Annotated in this window: 16 protein-coding genes and 1 pseudogene; 5 read left to right on the forward strand and 12 right to left on the reverse strand. The window is 72.6% G+C overall.

What is annotated here, in order from left to right; translation table 11 throughout:
* A pseudogene (locus C5508_RS14820) lies at positions 1–283 on the reverse strand (endonuclease); the annotation flags it as partial.
* A gap of 198 nt (positions 284–481) precedes the next feature.
* On the opposite strand from C5508_RS14820, the gene deoC reads away from it, so the two are divergent.
* From deoC to C5508_RS14845, 5 genes are all read left to right on the forward strand, one after another.
* Positions 482–1,477 carry a deoxyribose-phosphate aldolase gene (deoC, locus tag C5508_RS14825; RefSeq protein ID WP_198598103.1) on the forward strand — a complete coding sequence of 332 codons (996 nt, stop codon included), beginning with the start codon at positions 482–484 and terminating at the stop codon, positions 1,475–1,477.
* A 7-nt stretch (positions 1,478–1,484) separates the two neighbouring features.
* A complete protein-coding gene (locus C5508_RS14830; RefSeq protein WP_104525717.1) occupies positions 1,485–2,930 on the forward strand; it encodes an aldehyde dehydrogenase family protein in 1,446 nt (481 codons plus the stop codon).
* A gap of 199 nt (positions 2,931–3,129) precedes the next feature.
* Positions 3,130–4,002 (forward strand): aldehyde dehydrogenase family protein, encoded by an 873-nt coding sequence (locus tag C5508_RS14835; RefSeq protein WP_232797159.1) that lies wholly within the window; start codon positions 3,130–3,132, stop codon positions 4,000–4,002.
* A gap of 90 nt (positions 4,003–4,092) precedes the next feature.
* The gene (lpdA, locus tag C5508_RS14840; protein ID WP_104525718.1) at positions 4,093–5,499 is read left to right on the forward strand and encodes a dihydrolipoyl dehydrogenase; all 1,407 of its coding nucleotides are present in this window, start codon (positions 4,093–4,095) and stop codon (positions 5,497–5,499) included.
* Positions 5,500–5,591: 92 nt separating this feature from the next.
* A complete protein-coding gene (locus C5508_RS14845; protein WP_104525719.1) occupies positions 5,592–6,989 on the forward strand; it encodes a hypothetical protein in 1,398 nt (465 codons plus the stop codon).
* Between the two features lie 82 nt (positions 6,990–7,071).
* Here the strand turns inward: C5508_RS14845 and C5508_RS14850 are convergent, their stop codons facing one another.
* From C5508_RS14850 to C5508_RS14900, 11 genes are all read right to left on the reverse strand, one after another.
* Positions 7,072–8,547 (reverse strand): DEAD/DEAH box helicase, encoded by a 1,476-nt coding sequence (locus C5508_RS14850; RefSeq protein ID WP_104525720.1) that lies wholly within the window; start codon positions 8,545–8,547, stop codon positions 7,072–7,074.
* A gap of 258 nt (positions 8,548–8,805) precedes the next feature.
* Complete coding sequence (locus tag C5508_RS14855) at positions 8,806–9,507, reverse strand: MgtC/SapB family protein (protein WP_104525721.1); 702 nt, start codon at positions 9,505–9,507, stop codon at positions 8,806–8,808.
* A gap of 7 nt (positions 9,508–9,514) precedes the next feature.
* Positions 9,515–10,585, reverse strand: a complete 1,071-nt coding sequence (locus C5508_RS14860; RefSeq protein ID WP_104525722.1) for an adenosine deaminase — start codon at positions 10,583–10,585, stop codon at positions 9,515–9,517.
* 14 nt (positions 10,586–10,599) lie between these two features.
* Complete coding sequence (locus tag C5508_RS14865) at positions 10,600–11,427, reverse strand: ABC transporter permease (protein WP_104525723.1); 828 nt, start codon at positions 11,425–11,427, stop codon at positions 10,600–10,602.
* Entirely contained in the window at positions 11,424–12,332 is a 909-nt protein-coding gene (locus C5508_RS14870) for an ABC transporter ATP-binding protein (protein WP_232797160.1), read from the reverse strand. The genes C5508_RS14865 and C5508_RS14870 overlap by 4 nt, the downstream gene beginning before the upstream one ends.
* A gap of 66 nt (positions 12,333–12,398) precedes the next feature.
* Complete coding sequence (locus C5508_RS14875; protein ID WP_104525724.1) at positions 12,399–13,679, reverse strand: thymidine phosphorylase; 1,281 nt, start codon at positions 13,677–13,679, stop codon at positions 12,399–12,401.
* Positions 13,679–14,149, reverse strand: coding sequence for a cytidine deaminase (locus C5508_RS14880; protein ID WP_269801790.1), 471 nt, complete (start codon positions 14,147–14,149; stop codon positions 13,679–13,681). The genes C5508_RS14875 and C5508_RS14880 overlap by 1 nt, the downstream gene beginning before the upstream one ends.
* Positions 14,149–15,429, reverse strand: coding sequence for an ABC transporter permease (locus C5508_RS14885; RefSeq protein WP_104525725.1), 1,281 nt, complete (start codon positions 15,427–15,429; stop codon positions 14,149–14,151). Before C5508_RS14885 ends, C5508_RS14880 begins: the two co-directional genes overlap by 1 nt.
* Positions 15,426–16,592 (reverse strand): ABC transporter permease, encoded by a 1,167-nt coding sequence (locus C5508_RS14890; protein ID WP_232797161.1) that lies wholly within the window; start codon positions 16,590–16,592, stop codon positions 15,426–15,428. Before C5508_RS14890 ends, C5508_RS14885 begins: the two co-directional genes overlap by 4 nt.
* A complete protein-coding gene (locus C5508_RS14895; protein WP_104525726.1) occupies positions 16,589–18,175 on the reverse strand; it encodes an ABC transporter ATP-binding protein in 1,587 nt (528 codons plus the stop codon). Before C5508_RS14895 ends, C5508_RS14890 begins: the two co-directional genes overlap by 4 nt.
* A 299-nt stretch (positions 18,176–18,474) precedes the next feature.
* The gene (locus tag C5508_RS14900) at positions 18,475–19,530 is read right to left on the reverse strand and encodes a BMP family lipoprotein (RefSeq protein WP_157944109.1); all 1,056 of its coding nucleotides are present in this window, start codon (positions 19,528–19,530) and stop codon (positions 18,475–18,477) included.
* Positions 19,531–20,011: the final 481 nt, after the last annotated feature.

A 20,011-nucleotide genomic window follows, 5' to 3' on the forward strand; every position in this document is an offset into this window, starting at 1 on the left:
GTTCCAGGGCGCGACCGTTGCGCACCAGCGACGACGCCGCCGAAGCCGACAGCCGGGCGTGGCCGCGCAGCCAGGCGGTCATCGACGCCTTGCCGTCGAAATCGGCCGCGCCGGCCAGCTCGCACTGGCGCACCGTGCGCGTCACCTCGGCCGCCAGCCGGTTGGACAGCACCAGCAGATCACCCAGCCGCTGCAGCAGCGCCGGCCCGAACAGGCCCTCGATCCGCTCGGCGGACAGCCCGTGGAGAGCCACCTCCACCGCCGTCGGACCGCTCGAACGCATGTACGAATTCTAGCTGGGATCGCCATCATCCGCAGCACGAATCCCCAGGTCAGCAGACTGTCCACAGCCTGCACGGCCCCGTTGACCGGCGGCGCTCCGCCCAGGTTCGGTGAGCCGTGTCGCCAGCGCGCGGTGAATTCCTGCTCCGGGCGAGTGAGCAGATTCAGGAACTGGAGGGGGCAAGGGAGAATGCACGGCATGACCCACGTGCTCGACCCCGACGCGCTGCCCGGGGCGACCCCCGCGGTGCACGCGCCGCTGCCGCCGTACGACGACGTGATCCGCTCCGACGCGGCCTTCCGTGCGTTCCTGCACGGTCTGCCCGGCGTCGACCAGGTGGGCGCCGAGGCCCGCGCCGCACAGCTGGGCACCCGCTCGATCAAGACCACGTCCAAGGCGTGGGCGATCGACATGGCCATCTCGATGGTCGACCTGACCACGCTGGAGGGCGCCGACACCCCCGGCAAGGTGCGCAGCCTGGCCGCCAAGGCCAAGCAGCCCGACCCCTCCGACCCGACCACGCCGCGGGTCGCCGCCGTCTGCGTCTACGGCGACCTGGCCGGCGTCGCCCGCGAGGCGCTGGCCGGCACCGGCATCCACGTCGCCGCGGTGGCCACCGCCTTCCCGAGCGGCCGTGCGAGCCGTGCGGTGAAGATCGCCGACGTCCGGGACGCCGTGGAGAACGGCGCCGACGAGATCGACATGGTCATCGACCGGGGCGCCTTCCTCACCGGCCGCTACCTCGACGTCTACGAGGAGATCGTCGCGGTCAAGGAGGCCTGCGGGGACGCACACCTGAAGGTCATCCTGGAGACCGGTGAGCTGAAGACCCTCGACAACGTCCGCCGCGCCAGCTGGATCGCGATGCTCGCCGGCGGCGACTTCATCAAGACCTCCACCGGCAAGGTGAGCCCGGCCGCCACGCTGCCGGTCGGCCTGGTGATGCTCGAGGCGGTCCGCGACTTCCGCATCGCCACCGGGCGCCAGATCGGCTTCAAGCCCGCCGGCGGCATCAGGACGACGAAGGACGCCGTCAAGCACCTCGTGATGATCAACGAGACCGTCGGCCCGGACTGGCTGGACCCCGACTGGTTCCGCTTCGGCGCCTCCAGCCTCCTCAACGACCTCCTCCTGCAGCGGCAGAAGCTGCGCACCGGCCACTACTCCGGCCCCGACTACGTGACGGTGGACTGACCCAGAGATGAGCGTTTTCGAGTACGCCCCCGCGCCCGAGTCGCGGTCGATCGTCGACATCGCACCGTCCTACGGCCTGTTCATCGACGGCGAGTTCGTCGACGGCACCGGCGAGTCCTTCACGACGGTCAACCCGGCCACCGAGGAGGTCCTCACCGAGGTCTCCTCCGCCGGCGACGCCGACGTCGACCGCGCGGTCCGCGCCGCCCGCCGGGCGTTCGAGCGGACGTGGGGCCCCATGCGCCCCGCCGACCGCGGCAAGTACCTGTTCCGCATCGCCCGGCTCCTACAGGAGCGCGCCCGGGAGTTCGCCGTCCTCGAGTCGCTGGACAACGGCAAGCCGATCCGGGAGTCCCGCGACGTCGACGTCCCCCTGGCCGCGGCGCACTTCTTCTACCACGCGGGCTGGGCCGACAAGCTCGAGCACGCGGGCCTCGGCCCCGCCCCGCGCCCGCTGGGCGTGGCCGGTCAGGTCATCCCGTGGAACTTCCCGCTGCTGATGCTGGCGTGGAAGGTCGCGCCGGCGCTGGCGACGGGCAACACAGTCGTCCTCAAGCCGGCCGAGACCACGCCGCTGACGGCCCTGCTGTTCGCCGAGGTCTGCCGCCAGGCCGACCTCCCGCCGGGCGTGGTCAACATCGTGACCGGCGCCGGCGACACCGGCCGGGCGGTCGTCGAGCACGGCGACGTCGACAAGGTGGCCTTCACCGGTTCCACCGAGGTGGGCCGGTCCATCGCCCGCGCGGTCGCCGGGACGCAGAAGAGGCTCAGCCTCGAGCTGGGCGGCAAGGCGGCGAACATCGTGTTCGACGACGCCCCGATCGACCAGGCCGTCGAGGGCATCGTGCAGGGCATCTTCTTCAACCAGGGTCACGTCTGCTGCGCCGGTTCCCGCCTGCTCGTCCAGGAGTCGATCCACGACGAGGTGATCGCGAGCCTGCAGCGGCGCATCAGCACGCTGCGCGTCGGCGACCCGCTGGACAAGAACACCGACATCGGCGCCATCAACTCCGCGGAGCAGCTGGCTCGCATCCGGGAGCTGTCGGACATCGGCGAGGCCGAGGGGGCGCAGCGCTGGCAGCCGGCATGCGAGCTGCCCGACCGCGGCTACTGGTTCCCGCCGACCGTCTTCACCGACGTCTCCCCCGCCCACCGCATCGCCCGCGACGAGGTGTTCGGCCCGGTCCTCTCGGTGCTCACCTTCCGCACGCCCGACGAGGCGGTCGCCAAGGCGAACAACTCCACCTACGGACTGTCGGCCGGCATCTGGAGCGAGAAGGGGTCGCGGATCCTCAAGATCGCCGACCAGCTGCGCGCCGGTGTGGTGTGGGCCAACACCTTCAACAAGTTCGACCCGACGTCGCCCTTCGGCGGCTACAAGCAGTCCGGCTACGGCCGCGAGGGCGGCCGGCACGGGCTCGCCGCCTACCTGACGGGAGATGACAGCAAGTGAGCATCGCAGCGGGCGACGGAAGCCGACAGCGAGTGAGCATCGCAGCGAGCGCCAGCGAGCGAGGAGCGGAGCGAGCGCGGAGGCGACCGCGGGTGCGCAGCGAGCGAGGAGCGGAGCGCGCGCGGAGGCGACCGCGGGTGCGCAGCGAGCGAGGAGCGGAGCGCGCGCGGAAGCTCCCCAGCGGCAAGGAGAACGACCAGTGATCGGGCACGACCGGCTCGCCGTCCGCAAGACCTACAAGCTGTACGTGAACGGCGCCTTCCCGCGCTCGGAGAGCGGCCGCACCTACGAGGTCACCGACGCCAAGGGCCACTTCCAGGGCAACGTCGCGTGGGCCAGCCGCAAGGACGCCCGGGACGCCGTCGTCGCCGCCCGCGGCGCCTTCGCGAAGTGGTCGGGCGCCACCGCCTACAACCGCGGCCAGGTTCTGTACCGCGTGGCCGAGGTCATGGAGGGCCGGCACGCCCAGTTCTGCGAGGAGGTCGCCACCGCCGAGGGCCTGTCGACGTCGAAGGCCCGGGCCGCGGTGGACGCCGCCATCGACCGCTGGGTCTGGTACGCCGGGTGGACCGACAAGCTGGCCGCCGTCCTCGGGAGCGCGAACCCGGTCGCCGGCCCGTACTTCGACTTCAGCCTGCCCGAGCCCAGCGGCGTCGTCGCCGTGCTCGCGCCGCAGCAGTCGAGCCTGCTGGGACTGGTCAGCGTGCTCGCCCCGGTGCTGGCCACCGGCAACACCGCCGTCGTCGTCACCTCCCGGGAGCGGCCGATCCCGGCCGTGACCCTGGCCGAGGTGCTGGCGACCAGCGACGTGCCCGGCGGCGTGGTCAACCTGCTCACCGGAGACGCCGAGGAGCTGGGGCCCTGGCTGGCCGAGCACGCCGACGTCGACGGCATCGACCTCACCGGCGCCCCCGCGGGCCGGGCGATGGAGTTCGAGCGGGAGGCCGCCGGCACCATCAAGCGGGTCATCCGCCCGCCGGCCACCGAGCCGGACTGGACCGCCGACCCCGGGCTGTCGCGCATGACGCCGTTCCTCGAGACCAAGACGGTCTGGCATCCGATGGGCGTCTGAGCCCATCGCCCCCGACGGGTGGGAAGAAGGGAACGCGAACGGCCGGTGCCTCCCCGGGGGCAGCGGCCGTCGTCGCACTACCCTCGGTACGTGCCTCATTTCGACGTCGTCGTCCTCGGTGCCGGCCCTGGTGGGTACGTCGCCGCCATCCGTGCCGCACAGCTCGGCAAGAGCGTTGCCGTGGTGGAGTCCAAGTACTGGGGCGGGGTCTGCCTCAACGTGGGCTGCATCCCGTCCAAGGCGCTGCTGCGCAACGCGGAGCTCGCCCACCTCGTGCGTGACGAGGCCAAGACGTTCGGGATCTCGGGCGAGGTCTCCTTCGACTTCGGCGCCGCCTTCGACCGCAGCCGCTCGGTCGCCGACGGGCGGGTCAAGGGCGTGCACTTCCTCATGAAGAAGAACAAGATCACCGAGTTCGACGGGTGGGGCACCTTCACCGACCCGCACACCCTGCAGGTGGCGCTGAACGCCGGTGGCGAGGAGACCGTCACCTTCGACAACGCGATCCTGGCACCGGGCGCCAGCACCCGGCTCCTCCCCGGCACGCAGCTCTCCGAGCGCGTGGTCACCTACGAGGAGCAGATCACCACCCGCGACCTGCCGAAGAGCATCATCATCGCCGGCGCCGGTGCGATCGGCGTCGAGTTCGCCTTCGTGCTCCGCAACTTCGGCGTGCAGGTGACCATCGTCGAGTTCGCCGACCGCGTGCTGCCGCTGGAGGACGAGGCGGTCTCCAAGGAGCTGGCCAAGGCCTACCGCAAGCTCGGCATCGAGGTCCTCACCTCCACCAAGGTGGAGAAGATCCACGACACCGGCTCCTCGGTCACCGTCACCGTCTCCGACACCAAGGGCAGCCGGGAGCTGACCGCCGACAAGGTCATGCAGGCGATCGGCTTCACCCCCCGCGTCGAGGGCTACGGCTTGGAGAAGCTGGGCGTCGAGCTGACCGACCGGGTCCGCGCGATCGCCATCGACGACCGGATGCGCACGAACGTGCCGCACGTCTACGCGATCGGTGACGTCACCGCCAAGCTCATGCTCGCCCACGTCGCCGAGGCCCAGGGCGTCGTCGCCGCCGAGACCATCGCCGGCGCGGAGACGATGGAGCTGGACTACGTGATGATGCCGCGGGCCACCTTCTGCTCGCCCCAGATCGCCAGCTTCGGGTACACCGAGAAGCAGGCCCGCGAACTGGCCGAGGAGAAGGGCTGGCAGGTGAAGGTCGCCCAGTTCCCGTTCACCGCCAACGGCAAGGCGCACGGCCTCGCCGAGCCGAACGGCTTCGTGAAGCTGATCGCCGACGACACCTACGGCGAGCTGCTGGGCGGGCACCTCGTCGGGCCCGAGGTCACCGAGCTGCTGCCGGAGCTCACGTTGGCCCAGAAGTGGGACCTCACGGCCACCGAGCTGGCGCGCAACGTGCACGCACACCCCACGCTGAGCGAGGGGCTGCAGGAGGCGATCCACGGCCTGGCCGGCCACATGATCAACCTCTGACCTCCGTCCCCGGCCCGTTCCGACACCGGAGCGGGCCGGTCGCGGTTCCGCCCCGGGGATGCGCCGTGGGGCCGACAGGGCAGGATGGGCGGGTGGCCAGGCCGAGCATCGTCCCGATCGCCCTCACCCTCGACGACCGCACGGGGTACACCCTGTGGGCTCCGCCGTGGGAGGAGGACGGCGAGGAGTGGCAGGCGTTCCTCGGCACGACCGTCGAGGTGCGCGCCGACATCAACGACGACGACCCGGAGAGCCCGGCCTCGCGGGCCGTCGTCCACCTCTTCCCCTCGCCCGCCGCCCTCGCCGCGTTCTGCCGCAGCCGGAACGACCACGACCTCGCCGACCACCCGGTCTGGCCGGTCGTGGCCGGACTCGGCGCCGCCGACCTCACGCCTGACGACGACCACCGCTTCGACCTCGACGGCGTCTACGACATCGCCGCCGAGGACCCCGACCGCTGGGCCGTCGAGGAGCTCGCCGCCACCGTCGACATCGTGGGCCGGCTGGCCGAGTGCCTCGACACCACCGACGACGAGGACGACGACGACCTCGGCGAGGACGAGACCGAGTTCGAGGCCGTCGCCGAGCTGGTCGCCAAGCCCGAGATCGGCTCCCTGGGCCTCGGCGTGGAGGCCTTCGTCGGACGCTCCGGGGAGGACGCCTGGATCGGCGTCGGCGGGATCCTGGACGACCTGTGGGAGGACGTCGTCGAGGAGCTCTCCGAGCACTTCGACTGGACCGGTGGCGGCACGGTGTCCCCCGACGGCTACCCGTCGGCGTCGGAGGCCGTCGAGGAGCCCCTGGACGACGAGGTGCCGGCCGACGAGGACGGGGCCGCCACGACGGCGTCCGCGGGGGCGACGGCGGCGTCCGCGGTCGGCGTGAGCACGATCGCCCGGGGCGGCAAGGTGACCGCCTCCGCCGCCGAGGTCGCCGCGGCCGCGGAGTTCTGGGAGGCGGTGGGCATCCTCCCGGTCGAGGTCGTCGTCCCCGACGGTGCCGGCGTGACGCTGCGCTGCTACGTCGAGGACGTCGCCCGGTTCCTCGGCCGCGACGGCGAGATCTTCGTCTTCGACACCCCGGCGGACCTGGCGCGTTACTGCGCCGGCAACGAGCAGCACGACCTCAGCGAGATCGCGTCCTGGCCGGAGGTGGCCGACACCGACACGTTGCCGCTGCCGGGCGACCAGGACCGCTACGACCTCACCGAGCTGTCGGAGGTGCTCGGGGAGGTCGCCGACGGCGCACCCGGCCTGGTCACCCACCAGGCGCTGATCCAGCCCGTCGAGGGCGTGCGCGACCTCGCCGAGTACGCCGGGCTCACCCGGGTCGAGGAGCTGCTGGCTCCGACCGCTCCGCTGGGCCGCGCGGTGGCCCGTGCCGACCGGGAGCCCGCGGCCACGCTCACGCAGGCCGACGCGGCCACGCTCCGCCCGGCGTGGGCCGAAGTCGTCGAGCAGGTCAGCGGGAAGCTCGTCTTCCGCGGCTGAGCCTGTCCCGGCCCCCGCGGGGGCCGGGAACGCGACGGCGGCCCGCCCCGGGGATCCGGGACGGGCCGCCGTCGGTCACCTCTCAGCCCTGACGGGCCGGGCGCTCCCCGCCGTAGCGGCGCTCGCCACCGGGGCGACCCGAGCGCTCGCCACCGCCGGAGCGGTTGCGGTCGCCGTAGGAGCGACGCGGGCCGCCGGGGCGGTCACCGTCGCGGCGCGGACGGCCACCGGGGCCACCGCCACCGCGGCGCATGTCGCGCTGCGTGCGCTCCTTGGGCTCGACCGGCACACCGGTGGCGACCAGGTCGAGGATGACCTTGTCGCTCGGCCGGATGCGGTCGATCTGCGGGTCCACCTTGGCCGTGCGGAACCGGCGCTTGGACTGGCCCACCTGGTCGGGCAGGAGCAGCGAGACGACGACACCCGCGGCACCGGCCCGGGCGGTACGGCCCGAACGGTGCAGGTAGGTCTTGGCGTCCGTCGGCGGGTCGTAGTGCAGGACCAGCGAGACGTCGTCCACGTGGATGCCGCGGGCCGCGACGTCCGTGGCCACGAGCACCGGCGACCGGGCGTCGGTGAACTCCTCCAGGGCGCGCTTGCGCGCCGACTGCGGGAGCCCGCCGTGGATCGCCTCGGCCTTGATGCCGGCGGCCTTGAGGTTCTCGGCCAGGCGATCGACGCCGAGCTGGGTGCGGGCGAAGATGATCGTCCGGCCGGGACGGCCGGCGAGCTCCGTCGCCACCTGCAGCTTGTCGCGGAACGCGAGGCTGAAGGCCAGGTGCTCGGCGGGCGGCGCGTCGTCACCGGCGCGCTTGACCTCGTGCCGGGCCGGGTCCTTGAGGTAGCGGCGGACCAGGCTGTCGACCTCGCCGTCCAGCGTCGCCGAGAACAGCAGACGCTGGGCGTCGCGGGCGGTCTGGTCCAGCAGCTCCTTCACGACCGGCAGGAAGCCCAGGTCGGCCATGAAGTCGGCCTCGTCCAGCACGGTGATGACGACCTCGGCGAGGGTGGCCTCGCCCTGGTTGATCAGGTCCTGCAGGCGGCCGGGCGTGGCGATGATGACGTCGACGCCACGGCGCAGCTGCTGGATCTGGCGGTACATGGGCGCGCCGCCGTAGACGGTGGCGAGCACGACGCCGGTGGCCTGGCCGAGCGGGGCCAGGTTGTCGTGCACCTGCTGGGCCAGCTCGCGGGTCGGCACGAGGACCAGGCCACGCGGGGCGCGACGGCCCTGCTTGACCTCGGCGCCGATGCGCGCGAGCAGCGGCAGCCCGAAGGCCAGCGTCTTGCCCGATCCGGTGGCGGCCTTGCCGAGCACGTCGCGCCCGGCGAGGGCGTCCGGCAGGGCGGAGGTCTGGATGGCGAACGGGCGGTGGATGCCGCGCCGCTCGAGCGCGGTCACGAGCAGCTGGGGCAGACCCAGCTGGTGGAAGGTGGGGCCTTCGGGAGCCGGGGTGGCCTCGGCGTCCGCGGGAGCGTCCTGGACGTTCTCGATGGTGTTCTCGGCAGCGGACTCGTCCGACGTGGACTCGAACGCGACAGGGGGAACAACAGTCATGCGGGGTGGGGCTCCGATACTGCTCGGAGCGCGTCCCGTGGAAAAGAAGGAGCGCCGTCGACTACCGGCGGTCCTCACTTGGCGATCGCTTGCGCCCAGGTGTGGAACGCGGGATCTGCACGGATGCGCTCGTGCCCGGACAAACCGTCCGGGAGGATGACCGGCCTTGTGCCGGTACACCGAGAGTAGCAGCGGAGATCGCGGAGCTGTTCCCGCGGACGGGGGTGACGACCCCCACCCTGAGCTCGATCGCGCTGCTCAGTCGGCCTGTTCGTCCGAGGCTCCGGCGGTGATCGCCAGGACGCCGTCGACGTCGGACAGCCCCGCCGCGAGCTCCATCGCCGACCCCGCGCCCTCGACGGTGACGCGCACGGTCGCCTGCCGCGCGCCGGGCGTCGTCATGCCCCCGAGGTCCTCGGCGGTCGTGGCCAGGTCGCGCACGGTGAACCCGCGCTGGGTGCACTCCGCCAGCGCCCGGCGCAGCACACCCTCGCCGTCGCGGTAGGTGAGCACCAGGGTGTGCACCCGCTCCACGCGGCCCGCGAGCCGGCGGGCCAGCGGGGTGAAGCCGTAGGACACCAGGAAGTGCGCGGCCACGGCCACGACTGCGAACACCCACAGCCCCGCGCCCGCCGCCATGCCGATCGCGGCGGTGAGCCAGACGACCGCCGCCGTGGTCAGGCCGCGCACGGCGTCGCGGCGCACGAAGATCAGGCCACCGCCGATGAAGCCCAGACCGGACACCACCTGCGCCGCGATCCGCGAGTCGCCGAACTGCGCCTCGCTGATCACCATGAACAGCGCCGAGGCGAAGCCGACGATCGTCAGCGTGCGCAGCCCCGCGGCCTTCTGCCGCAGCTCGCGCTCGAGCCCCATCAGCGCCGACAGGCCGAAGGCGATCCCGAGGTCCCGGACGTGGTCGAGCGTCTGCCCGGCCTGCTCCGCGGCGGTCAGCAGCATGCTGCCCTCAGCTCCGGAGAGCGGCGTACCCGGGACGCACGACGTCCTCGAGCAGCCGTCGCCGGTCGTCGTCGGAGAGGAACGCACCGGCGACGGCGCGCTCGGTCACCGTCTGCACGTCCTCCCAGGTCCACCCGTACGTCGTGGCGACGTCGGTCACCTCGCTGGTGACGGAGACGCCGCTCATCAGCCGGTTGTCGGTGTTGAGCGTGACGGCGAAGCCCAGCCGGTGCAGCCGGTCCACCGGGTGCTCGGCCAGCGAGGGGTAGGCGCCGGTCTGCACGTTCGACGACGGCGCGACCTCGAGCGTCACCTGCTCGTCGCGCACGCGCTGCGCCACCGGCCCGAGGGAACCGTCCTCGGCGACCTCGTCGGCGATCCGCACGCCGTGCCCCAGGCGCTCGGCACGGGCGCCGTCGAGTGCGGCCCGGATCGACTCGATCCCGGCCGCCTCACCGGCGTGCACGGTGCGGTGCGCGCCCGCGCGGTCCAGCAGCGCCAGCGCCGCGGGGATGCGGTCCGGCGGGAAACCGTCCTCGGGGCCGGCCAGGTCGAAGCCGACGACACCGGCGTCCCGGTAGCGGACGACGACCTCGGCGACCTCCTCCCAGCGGTCGTTCTGCCGCATGCCGCACAACAGGGTGCCGACCAGGATGGGCGTACCCGACCCGGCCGCCTCCCGGGCGCCCTGCGCGTAGCCGTCGAGCATCGCCTCGACCGCGGCCTCCAGCGGCATGGCGGTGAGCAGCTCCGGCGCCATCCGCACCTCGGCGAGCACGACACCGTCGGCCGCCAGGTCGAGCGCGCACTCCCGGGCCACCCGCTGCACCGCCTCGGGCGTCTGCATCACGGCGACGGTGTGCGCGAAGGTCTCCAGGTAGGACTCCAGCGACCCGGAGTCAGCCGCGTCGCGGAACCAGCGGCCCAGGCTCTCGGCGTCCCCGGCGGGCAGGTCGCGGTAGCCGAGCTCGTCGGCCAGCTCCAGCACCGTCTGCGGGCGCAGGCCGCCGTCCAGGTGGTCGTGCAGGAGGACCTTCGGGGCGCGGCGGACGTTCTCGGCGTTCAGCGGTGCAGGCACCCGACGACGTTAGCTCAGCGGCTGCCGCGGTCCTGCCAGCGGAAGGTGAGCACGCAGAGCACCAGACCGGCGACGCACCAGAGCGCGAGGACCAGCGCCACCCGTCCCAGCTCCCACGTGCCGGCCGGCTCGGAGGCGGCCAGCGCATCGGGCAGGAAGACCGACCGGAGGCCCTGCGCCATCCACTTGAGCGGGAAGAACGACGCGAACGTCTGCATCCAGGTCGGGATCTCGCTGAACTGGAAGAAGACGCCTGAGATGAACTGCAGCAGCAGCGCGAACGGCGTCACCGTCGCCGAGGCGGAGCGGCCGTTCTTCGCCAGGCTGGAGATCGCGATGCCGAGCAGCGTGCAGGCCGCGGCACCCAGTCCGGCCACCCACGCGAAGGTCAGCCAGTCCCCGCCCGAGGGCAGGTCGATGCCGTAGAAGACGACGCCGATCAGCAGGAGGACGGCGATGATGGCGACGGTGACCGCGAGGACCTGCACCACCTTGCCGACGAAGAAGGCGCTCTTCGGCATGGGGGTGCCGGCCAGGTGCTTGAGCGTCCCGTCCGACCGCTCGGTGGCGATGCTGATGGCCATGTTCTGCAGGCTGGCGCCGAGGATGCCGGCGGCGATGATCCCGGCCATGAAGTACTGGGTGAAGCTGACGCCCGAGCCCAGGTCGAAGTCCAGCACCGCCCCGAAGACGACGAGCAGCAGCACCGGCAGCATCAGCGTGAAGACCACCGACTCGCGCTGCCGGAAGAACTCCTTCAGCTCCACCGACGCCCGGGAGCGGTACACCGACGCCACCGAGGGCAGCGCCGTCCGGCCGGACTCCTGACGGACGGCGGTCATCGGCCGGCCTCCCCGATCATCTGCAGGTACACGTCCTCGAGGGTGGGCCGGGCGACGGCCAGGTCGGGCACCTCGCCGTCGAAGCGCGCCGCCAGGTCGCGCACGAACGCCGTCGGCGTCGCGGTCGCCTCGGTGCGCCGGGCGCCGCCCTCGGTCCAGCTGACCACCGCCGGGGCGGTCTCCCGTCCGCCGAGCGCACTGGGCACCGAGACCGCGGCCAGCCGTCCCCGGGTGATGACGCCGACCCGGTCGGCCAGGGCCTCGGCCTCGTCCAGGTAGTGGGTCGTCAGCAGCATCGTCGTGCCGAGGTCGCGCAGCGATCTGATCAGCGACCAGAACTGGCGGCGGGCCTCGGGGTCGAAGCCGGTGGTCGGCTCGTCGAGGAACAGCAGCGTGGGGCGGCCGACGATGCCCAGCGCGACGTCGAGCCGGCGGCGCTGGCCACCGGAGAGGGCGCGGGAGCGCACCCCGGCCTTCTCGGTCAGCCCGACCAGCTCGAGCACCTCGTCGGGGTTCCGGGAGTCGGGGTAGTAGGAGGCCTGCGCGCGCACGAGCTCCCGCACGGACAGCTGGCTGTCGCCGCCGCCGGACTGCAGCACGATGCCCAGCCGGGCCTTCCACGCGCGGGCCCCGTCGGCGGGGTCCTCCCCCAGCACGCGGACCTCGCCCGCGTCGCGACCGCGGTAGCCCTCGCAGATCTCCACGGTCGTCGTCTTCCCGGCTCCGTTGGGGCCGAGCAGGGCGAAGATCTCGCCACGGTGGATGTCCAGGTCCAGCCCGTCGACGGCGGTGAACGCGCCGTACCGCTTGGCCAGGCCGCGGATCGAGATCGCGGCGTCGGGGTCCAGCGGGTCGCCGGGACGCGGACGGTCGGCCACGGCGGCCACCGGTGGAGAGCTCGTCACGAGGGACCAGTGTCCTCCATGCACCTGCAATCCCCTCCCGGACCCCGTCCGGGAGGGGATCCCGCCTCAGGCGGTGATCCGCTCCAGGACCAGCGGCAGCGGCCGGTCGTCGGTGTCGACGCCGATGGCGCCCTCGAGCGCCTCGAGCGCGCGCGGGATGCGGTCGGCGTCGTCGGTCTGCAACTCCAGCAGGGGCTGACCGGCGGTCACCTGCTCCCCCACCCCGGCGGTCCACGTGATGCCGGCCGCCGCCTGCACCGGGTCCTCCTTGCGCGCCCGGCCGGCACCCAGCCGCCACGCGGCGACGCCGAGGGCGTAGGCGTCCAGCCTGGTCAGCGTCCCGGTGGCAGGTGCGGTCACCACGTGCGTCTCGGCCGGCACCGGGAGCGCCGCGTCGGGGTCCCCGCCCTGGGCGGCGATCATCCGGCGCCACACGTCCATCGCCCGGCCGTCGCGCAGCGCGTCCGCGGGGTCGACGTCGTTCCGTCCCACCCCGGCCAGCATCTCGCGGGCCAGCGCGAGGGTCAGCTCGACGACGTCGGCCGGTCCGCCCCCGGCCAGCACCTCGACGGACTCCGCCACCTCGACGGCGTTCCCGGCGGCGCGGCCCAGCGGCCGGTCCATCGCCGTCACCAGTGCCACGGTGCGCACGCCGGCCGCCTCGCCGAGGCCGACCATCGTGCGGGCCAGGGTCCGGGCGTCGTCGGCGCTCCTCATGAAGGCACCCGAGCCGGTCTTCACGTCCAGCACCAACGCGTCGGCGCCCTCGGCGATCTTCTTGCTCATGATGGAGCTGGCGATCAGCGGGATCGACTCGACGGTGCCGGTGACGTCACGCAGCGCGTAGAGCTTCTTGTCCGCCGGGGCCAGGTCGTGCCCGGCGGCGCAGATGACCGCGCCGACGTCGCGCAGCTGCGCCAGGTATGCCTCCTCGTGCACGTCCGCCCGCCAGCCGGGGACCGCCTCGAGCTTGTCCAGCGTGCCGCCGGTGTGACCCAGACCCCGACCGGACAGCTGCGGCACGGCGACCCCGCAGGCAGCGACCAGCGGCGCCAGGGGCAGCGTGATCTTGTCGCCGACACCGCCGGTGGAGTGCTTGTCGGCGGTGGGCCGGCCCAGCGGCGACAGGTCCTTGCGCTCACCGGAGTCGATCATCGCCTGGGTCCAGACGGCGAGCTCCTCGGGCGCCATCCCCCGGAAGAACACCGCCATGAGCAGCGCACTGATCTGCTCGTCGGGAACGGTGCCCTGCGTGTAGGCGTCGATGATCCAGCGGATCTGGCCGGCCGAGAGCTGCCCACCGTCGCGCTTGGTGCGGATGACGTCGATGGCGTCGAACGCGGCCATCAGCCCTGACCCCGAACCGCGGCGGCGACCAGATCGTCGGGGCCGAAGGCGTCCGGCAGCACCTCGCGCATGGGCACGATGCCGAGCGACACCGTCTCGATGAGCATGTCGGCGCCCCCGTGCTCCCACAGCAGCTGACGGCAGCGGCCGCAGGGCATCAGCGGCTGACCGTCGCCACCGACGCACGCCACGGCGACCAGCCGGCCGCCGCCGGTGCGGGCCAGGTCGCTGACCATCCCGCACTCCGCGCACAGGGCCAGGCCGTACGAGGCGTTCTCCACGTTGCACCCGGTCACGACGCGGCCGTCGTCGACCAGCCCGGCGACGCCCACCGGGAACGACGAGTAGGGGGCGTAGGCGTGCGTCATCGCCTCGCGGGCAGCGGAACGCAGCGCATCCCAGTCGATCTGCACCGATCCCACTGTTCGCTCCCGCGGCTCGTTCCGCTCCTCGTTCGCCTGTCCGCTCACTAGTGCTCTCCTCGTCGGTACACGAGCCCGTCGGCCTTCGGCATGCGCAACCGTTGCGAGGCCAGCGAGAGCACGAGCAGCGTGATCAGGTGCGGGGTGAAGGAGACGATGCCCTCGGGCAGCTCGTCGGTGGTCAGGAAGCCGATCAGGCTCAGGACGGCGAAGGCGCCGGCGAGCACGGCCTGCAGCAGCTTGCCGCGCCGGGCCTGCAGGACCGCCACCACGGCCAGCAGGAGGGCCAGCAGCAGGAGCAGGGCGACGACGGCGCCGCGGCTGCGCAGCTGCAGGCCGTCGGCGAACCCGAAGAGCCCGGCACCGGCCGCGAGTCCGCCCGGCCGCCAGTTGCCGAAGATCAGTGCGGCGAGGCCGATGAAGCCGCGCCCACCCGTCTGGCCCTCGCGGTAGATGTTGGCGACGAAGACCAGGAAGACCCCGCCGAGGCCGGCCAGCGCCCCGGAGATGATCACGGCGATGTACTTGAGCCGGGTCACCGGGACGCCGAGGGAGTCCGCCGCGGCCGGGTTCTCACCGCAGGACCGCAGCCGCAGGCCGAAGGCGGTGCGCCACAGCAGCAGGTAGGTCGCCGGCACCAGCAGGACGGCCAGGACCGTCAGCACACCGACGCCGCTGGTGAGCCCGCGCAGCAGGCCGGCGAAATCCGACAGCAGGAACCACTGCTGCCCCTCCAGGTCACCGAGCAGATCGGGACCCGAGGAGAGCACCGGCAGCGAGAAGCTCGGTGGCCGACTCGAGAGCGAGGGCGACTGCGTGACGCCACCGCCACTGGCCGTACCGGCGTAGAGCAGCTCGGAGAGGAAGCGGACGACGCCCTCGGCCAGGATGTTGATCGCGACGCCGGAGACGACGTGGTCCACACCGAAGGTCACGGTCGCGACGGCGTGCAGCAGCCCACCGACGGCGCCGAAGACCGCGCCGCCGATGAGGGCGGCGGCCCAGCCCCACTGGTAACCGGCCCAGCCGGCGCCCCAGGTGCCCAGGATCATCATGCCCTCGAGACCGATGTTGACCACGCCCGCGCGCTCGGAGAACAGGCCGCCGAGCGCGGCCAGGCCGATCGGCACCGCCAGCAGCAGCGCCGCGGCGAAGGTCGAGGACGACGTCAGCGCCTGCTCGCCGGAGATCACCCGGACGGCGGAGACCAGCAGCATCAGGCCGACGAACAGCCAGGTGATGCGCCGGGCGCGGCCGCCGCCCAGGAGCAGCTCGGTCAGCGCGCCCCGGCTCGGGGCCTTGGTGGGTGCGGTGGTCGCGGCGCTCATGCCCCCGCCTCCTGTCGCGCGTCGATGCGGGTGCCGGCGGGACCGGTGGGCTCAGCGGTCGGTGGTGCCGCCTGGCCGGTGTGCCGCTCCGCCCGGCGCCTGGTGACCTGCCGGGCCACCTCGTTGGCGATGACGACCGAGAGCACGATGGTGCCCTGGATGATCGTGACCACCGAGGCGGGGATGTCGGCGAACTGCAGCGGCACCGCGCCCCGGTCGAGGAAGGCGAACAGCAGCGCGGCGAACGCGATCCCCAGCGGACTGCTGCGGCCCAGGAGTGCGACCGCGATGCCGAGGAAGCCGAGCCCGGCGGTGAACTCGGTGCCGAAGCTGTACGTCCGGCCGAGCAGGTCGGGCAGGCCGATCAGGCCGGCGATCGCGCCGGAGATGAGCATCGTCTTGACGACCATGCGGCGGGCGTCGATGCCGCTGGCCGTCGCGGCCGACGGCGACAGGCCGGTGGCGCGCAGGTCGAAGCCGAACCGGGTCCGCTTGAGCAGCACCGAGACGACGATCCCCACGAGGACGGCCACGACGAGGAAGCCGAAGAGCTGGCCGCGCGGCTGCGCGAGGCCGAACACGTCGAACAGCCCGTTGAGGGCCGGGAAGCGGCCGGACTCGGAGATCTCCTTCGTCGTGATGATCGCCGCGCCCTCCTCGCTGCCCCGGAGCGGTCCGGTGAGCAGGAAGGAGGCGGTGCCCAGTGCGATGAAGTTGAGCATGATCGAGCTGATCACCTCGCTCACGCCACGGGTCACCTTGAGGACGGCGACGATGCCGGCCCACAGGGCGCCGACCGCCATGGCCACGACCACGATCAGCAGCACGTGCAGCGGGGCGGGGAGCACGACGGCGGCGCCGACGCCGGCGGCGATCACGGTCGCCATGCGGTACTGGCCCTCGACGCCGATGTTGAACAGCCCCATGCGGAAGGCGACCGAGACCGCGAGGCCCGCGAGGAACAGCGGCACGGCGCGGTTGAGGATCACCACGATCGCCTGGGTCTGCTGCGACGGGGTGTCGCCGAAGTCGACCAGCACCTGCAGCGCGGTCAGCGGGTTCTGCCCGATCAGCAGGATGACCAGCGTCGTGATGACCAGCGCCACCAGGACGGCCAGGGCGGGGGCGGCCAGGGACATCCCGAGCCGGCGGATCGCGGTCACGCGGCACCGACCGAGCCGTCGTGGGCGCCGGTCATGTGGCCGCCCAGCTCCTCCGGCGTCAGCGCCGCCGGGTCCAGGGTGGCCACGAGCCGGCCGCGCAGCATCACGTGCAGCGTGTCCGAGAGCCCGATCAGCTCGTCCAGGTCGGCCGAGATCAAGAGGATCCCCATTCCTTCGGCGCGGGCATCCTTGAGCAGCTCCCAGATCGCCGACTGGGCGCCGACGTCCACACCCCGGGTGGGGTGCGCGGCGATCAGCAGCCTGGGAGCGGCGCTCATCTCGCGCCCGATGATCAACTTCTGCTGGTTGCCGCCCGAGAGGGCGTGCGCCAGCGTGTCCGGCCCGGGGGCGCGGACGTCGTACTCGCGCATGATCCGCTCGGTGTCCGAGCGGGCGGAGCGGCGGTCGATGAAGGGCCCCTTGACCGCCGGTGGGCGGGTCTGGTGGCCGAGGATGCGGTTCTCCCAGAGCGGCGCCTCGAGCAGCATGCCCTGGCGGTGCCGGTCCTCGGGGATGAAACCGATGCCACCCTCACGGCGGGCGCGCGTGCTCCAGCCGCTCACGTCCTGGCCGGCGAAGGCGACGCTGCCGGCGGCCAGCGGTCGCAGGCCCATGATCGCCTCGACCAGCTCGGCCTGGCCGTTGCCCTCGACGCCGGCGATGCCCACGACCTCGCCCTCGCGCACGGTCAGCGCGACGTCGTCGACGGCCGGGCGGCCGGTGAGCGCGGCGACGGTGACGCCGCTCAGCTGCAGCACCGCGGCCTCGCGGACGGTCGACGTGCGCGTCTCCGGGGAGGGCAGCTCCGAGCCGACCATGAGCTCGGCGAGCTGACGGGCGGTGGTGGTCCGCGGGTCGGCGGTGCCGACGGTGGTGCCGCGGCGGATGACGGTGATCGAGTCGGCGACCTTGCGGACCTCGTCGAGCTTGTGCGAGATGAACATGACCGTCAGGCCCTCGCGCTTGAGCTCGGCGAGGTTGCCGAACAGCTCGTCGACCTCCTGCGGCACGAGCACCGCCGTCGGCTCGTCCAGGATCAGCGTCGTCGCGCCGCGGTAGAGGACCTTGGCGATCTCGACCCGCTGCCGGTCGCCGACGCCGAGATCCTCGACGAGGACGTCGGGGTCGAGGTGGAGCGCGTAGCGGTCGGAGATGTCCAGGATCCGGCGGCGCGCCTCGGCCCGGTCCAGCCGGCCGCGCCGGGTGGGCTCGCTGCCCAGGACGATGTTCTCCAGGACCGTGAAGTTGTCGGCCAGCATGAAGTGCTGGTGGACCATGCCGACGCCCGCGGCGATCGCGTCGGCGGGGCTGCGCAGGGTGGCCTCGCGACCGTCGAGCAGGATCGTCCCCTCGTCGGGCCGGTGCATCCCGTAGAGGGTTTTCATCAGCGTCGACTTGCCGGCGCCGTTCTCCCCCACGATGGCGTGCACCTCGCCGCGGCGGACACGCAGCTCGATGTCGCGGTTGGCGACGACCCCGGGGAACCGCTTGGTGATCCCCCGCAGCTCGACCGCGTAGGGCACGCCGTCGCCGAGGGCGCCATCGGCGGCTGGCGTGCCGCCGGGCGCTGCTGTTGCGGCCATGGTGGGCCTCTCCCTCGCTGTGCGTGCCGCGGGTGCGCGGCGCACGTCCGTTCCTGTGTTCCGGTCCCCGCGGGGTCCGCCGCGGGAGCACCGACCGGCCCGGGGGCGACGACCGGGCCGGGAACCGGTCCCGCTGGGGAACCGGCTGCCGCATGATGTCGCATCCGGCCGTGGCGGTGGCGCGCGGCCCTCCCGCCCGGCTCCGGACCCACGACGGCGGGCCCGGGCAGCGTGCGCCCGGACCCGCCGTCGGGTCGACCGGGGCCGCGAGCCCGCCGGAGCGGGCCCGCGGCCAGGTGTCACGGGGTGGTGGGAACCGTGATCTCGCCGTCGATGATCTGCTGCTCGAACTCGGCGATCTGGTCGGCGATGTCGTCGATGTACCCGCCGGACTCGGACAGGCCGACACCACCGGTGGACAGGTCGTTGGTGATGTCGGTCGCGCCCTCGACGTCACCCTCGGCGTAGGCCTTGATGAAGTTCTCGACGGCGTTGTCGACGCGCTTGAGCATCGACGTCATGATCACGGCCTGCTGGTCGGGCGAGGCGGTCAGGTACTGGTCGGAGTCGACGCCGATGGCCCGCTTGCCGGCCTCGACGGCCGCCTCGAACACACCCTTGCCGGAACCACCAGCGGCGTGGAACACGATGTCCGCGCCGTTCTGGTACATGCCCTGGGCGACCAGCTTGCCCTTCTGGGGGTCACCGAAGCCGCTGAAGTCACCAGCCGGGGACAGGTACTGGACCTGCACCTGGATGCCGGGCTTGACCGCCTCGGCGCCGGCGGCGAAGCCGGCCTCGAACTTCTCGATCAGCGGGCTCTGCACGCCACCGACGAAGCCGATGTTGTCGGTCTCGGTCTTCAGCGCGGCGGCGACGCCGGCCAGGAAGGAGCCCTGCTCCTCGGCGAAGAGGAGGCCGGTGACGTTGTCGCCCTTGGCGCCGTCGGCGTTGGAGCCGTCGACCTGCGCGAAGGTGGTGTCGGGGAACTCCGGCGCGACCTCGGCGATGACGTCGTCGTAGTTGAAGCCGACGGCGATGACCGGGTTGTGACCGGCCTCGGCGAGCTGCGTCAGCAGCTCGGCGCGGTTGGAGGCGTCGTCGTTCGGCGAGAGCTCCTGCACGGTGCCGCCGAGCTCTTCGATGGCCGCCTCGACACCCGCCACGGCGGAGTCGTTGAAGGACTGGTCACCACGGCCGCCGGTGTCGAACGCCAGGCCGATCTTGAGGTCGCCCTCGCTGCCGCCGTTACCGCCGGAGCTGCTGCCACCCTCCTCGTCGCTGGCACAGGCCGCCAGGGCCAGGCTGCCGGCCAGCAGCAACGCCGCGGCCTTCGTCATCCGCGCTCGGCGCAAGACGATCTCCTCTCTGGGGGGACGCAGCGGCCTCGTGGCCGTGCCGTCCCGGGGGTGTCGGTTTCCCGGTGCCGCCGGCCCGCTGGAGCGCGGGGCCACGCGAGGCACCGCCCCGGACGCTAACCGCGGCCTTCGGAGGGGCTACAACTTCTGCCCCGGACTGAGACCCGATCGTTGCGAAGGGCTCATGGGATCGCGGACGAGGGCTCGGCGGTCGTGCCCCAGGTCACGACGCCTACCGTGCCGGCATGCGCGGAGGCGGCACCACGGGGTTCCTGATCGGCGTCGTCGCCCTGCTGCTGCCGCTCCCGCCGGCCGCCGCGGCCCCGGCTCAGGCACCGTCCTCCGCGTCGGCCCGCCCCACCGTCGATCCCTCGGCCCCATCGGAAGCTGCCGAAGCAGAGGAAAGGGTCGTACTCAGTGGTAACCGTATTAGAAAACAACAATAGCAAATGAATCAAACGTCAGAGATCTACTACAA

It is taken from the genome of Blastococcus atacamensis, assembly GCF_002938425.1.
Taxonomy (GTDB): domain Bacteria; phylum Actinomycetota; class Actinomycetes; order Mycobacteriales; family Geodermatophilaceae; genus Blastococcus; species Blastococcus atacamensis.

Bases quoted from the DNA above. Each gene is read 5' to 3' on its own strand.
- deoC (WP_198598103.1), top strand. From the start codon at position 482: ATGACCCACGTGCTCGACCCCGACGCGCTGCCCGGGGCGACCCCCGCG.
- C5508_RS14830 (WP_104525717.1), top strand. From the start codon at position 1,485: ATGAGCGTTTTCGAGTACGCCCCCGCGCCCGAGTCGCGGTCGATCGTC.
- C5508_RS14850 (WP_104525720.1), bottom strand. From the start codon at position 8,547: ATGACTGTTGTTCCCCCTGTCGCGTTCGAGTCCACGTCGGACGAGTCC.
- C5508_RS14855 (WP_104525721.1), bottom strand. From the start codon at position 9,507: ATGCTGCTGACCGCCGCGGAGCAGGCCGGGCAGACGCTCGACCACGTC.
- C5508_RS14865 (WP_104525723.1), bottom strand. From the start codon at position 11,427: ATGACCGCCGTCCGTCAGGAGTCCGGCCGGACGGCGCTGCCCTCGGTG.
- C5508_RS14875 (WP_104525724.1), bottom strand. From the start codon at position 13,679: ATGGCCGCGTTCGACGCCATCGACGTCATCCGCACCAAGCGCGACGGT.
- C5508_RS14885 (WP_104525725.1), bottom strand. From the start codon at position 15,429: ATGAGCGCCGCGACCACCGCACCCACCAAGGCCCCGAGCCGGGGCGCG.
- C5508_RS14895 (WP_104525726.1), bottom strand. From the start codon at position 18,175: ATGGCCGCAACAGCAGCGCCCGGCGGCACGCCAGCCGCCGATGGCGCC.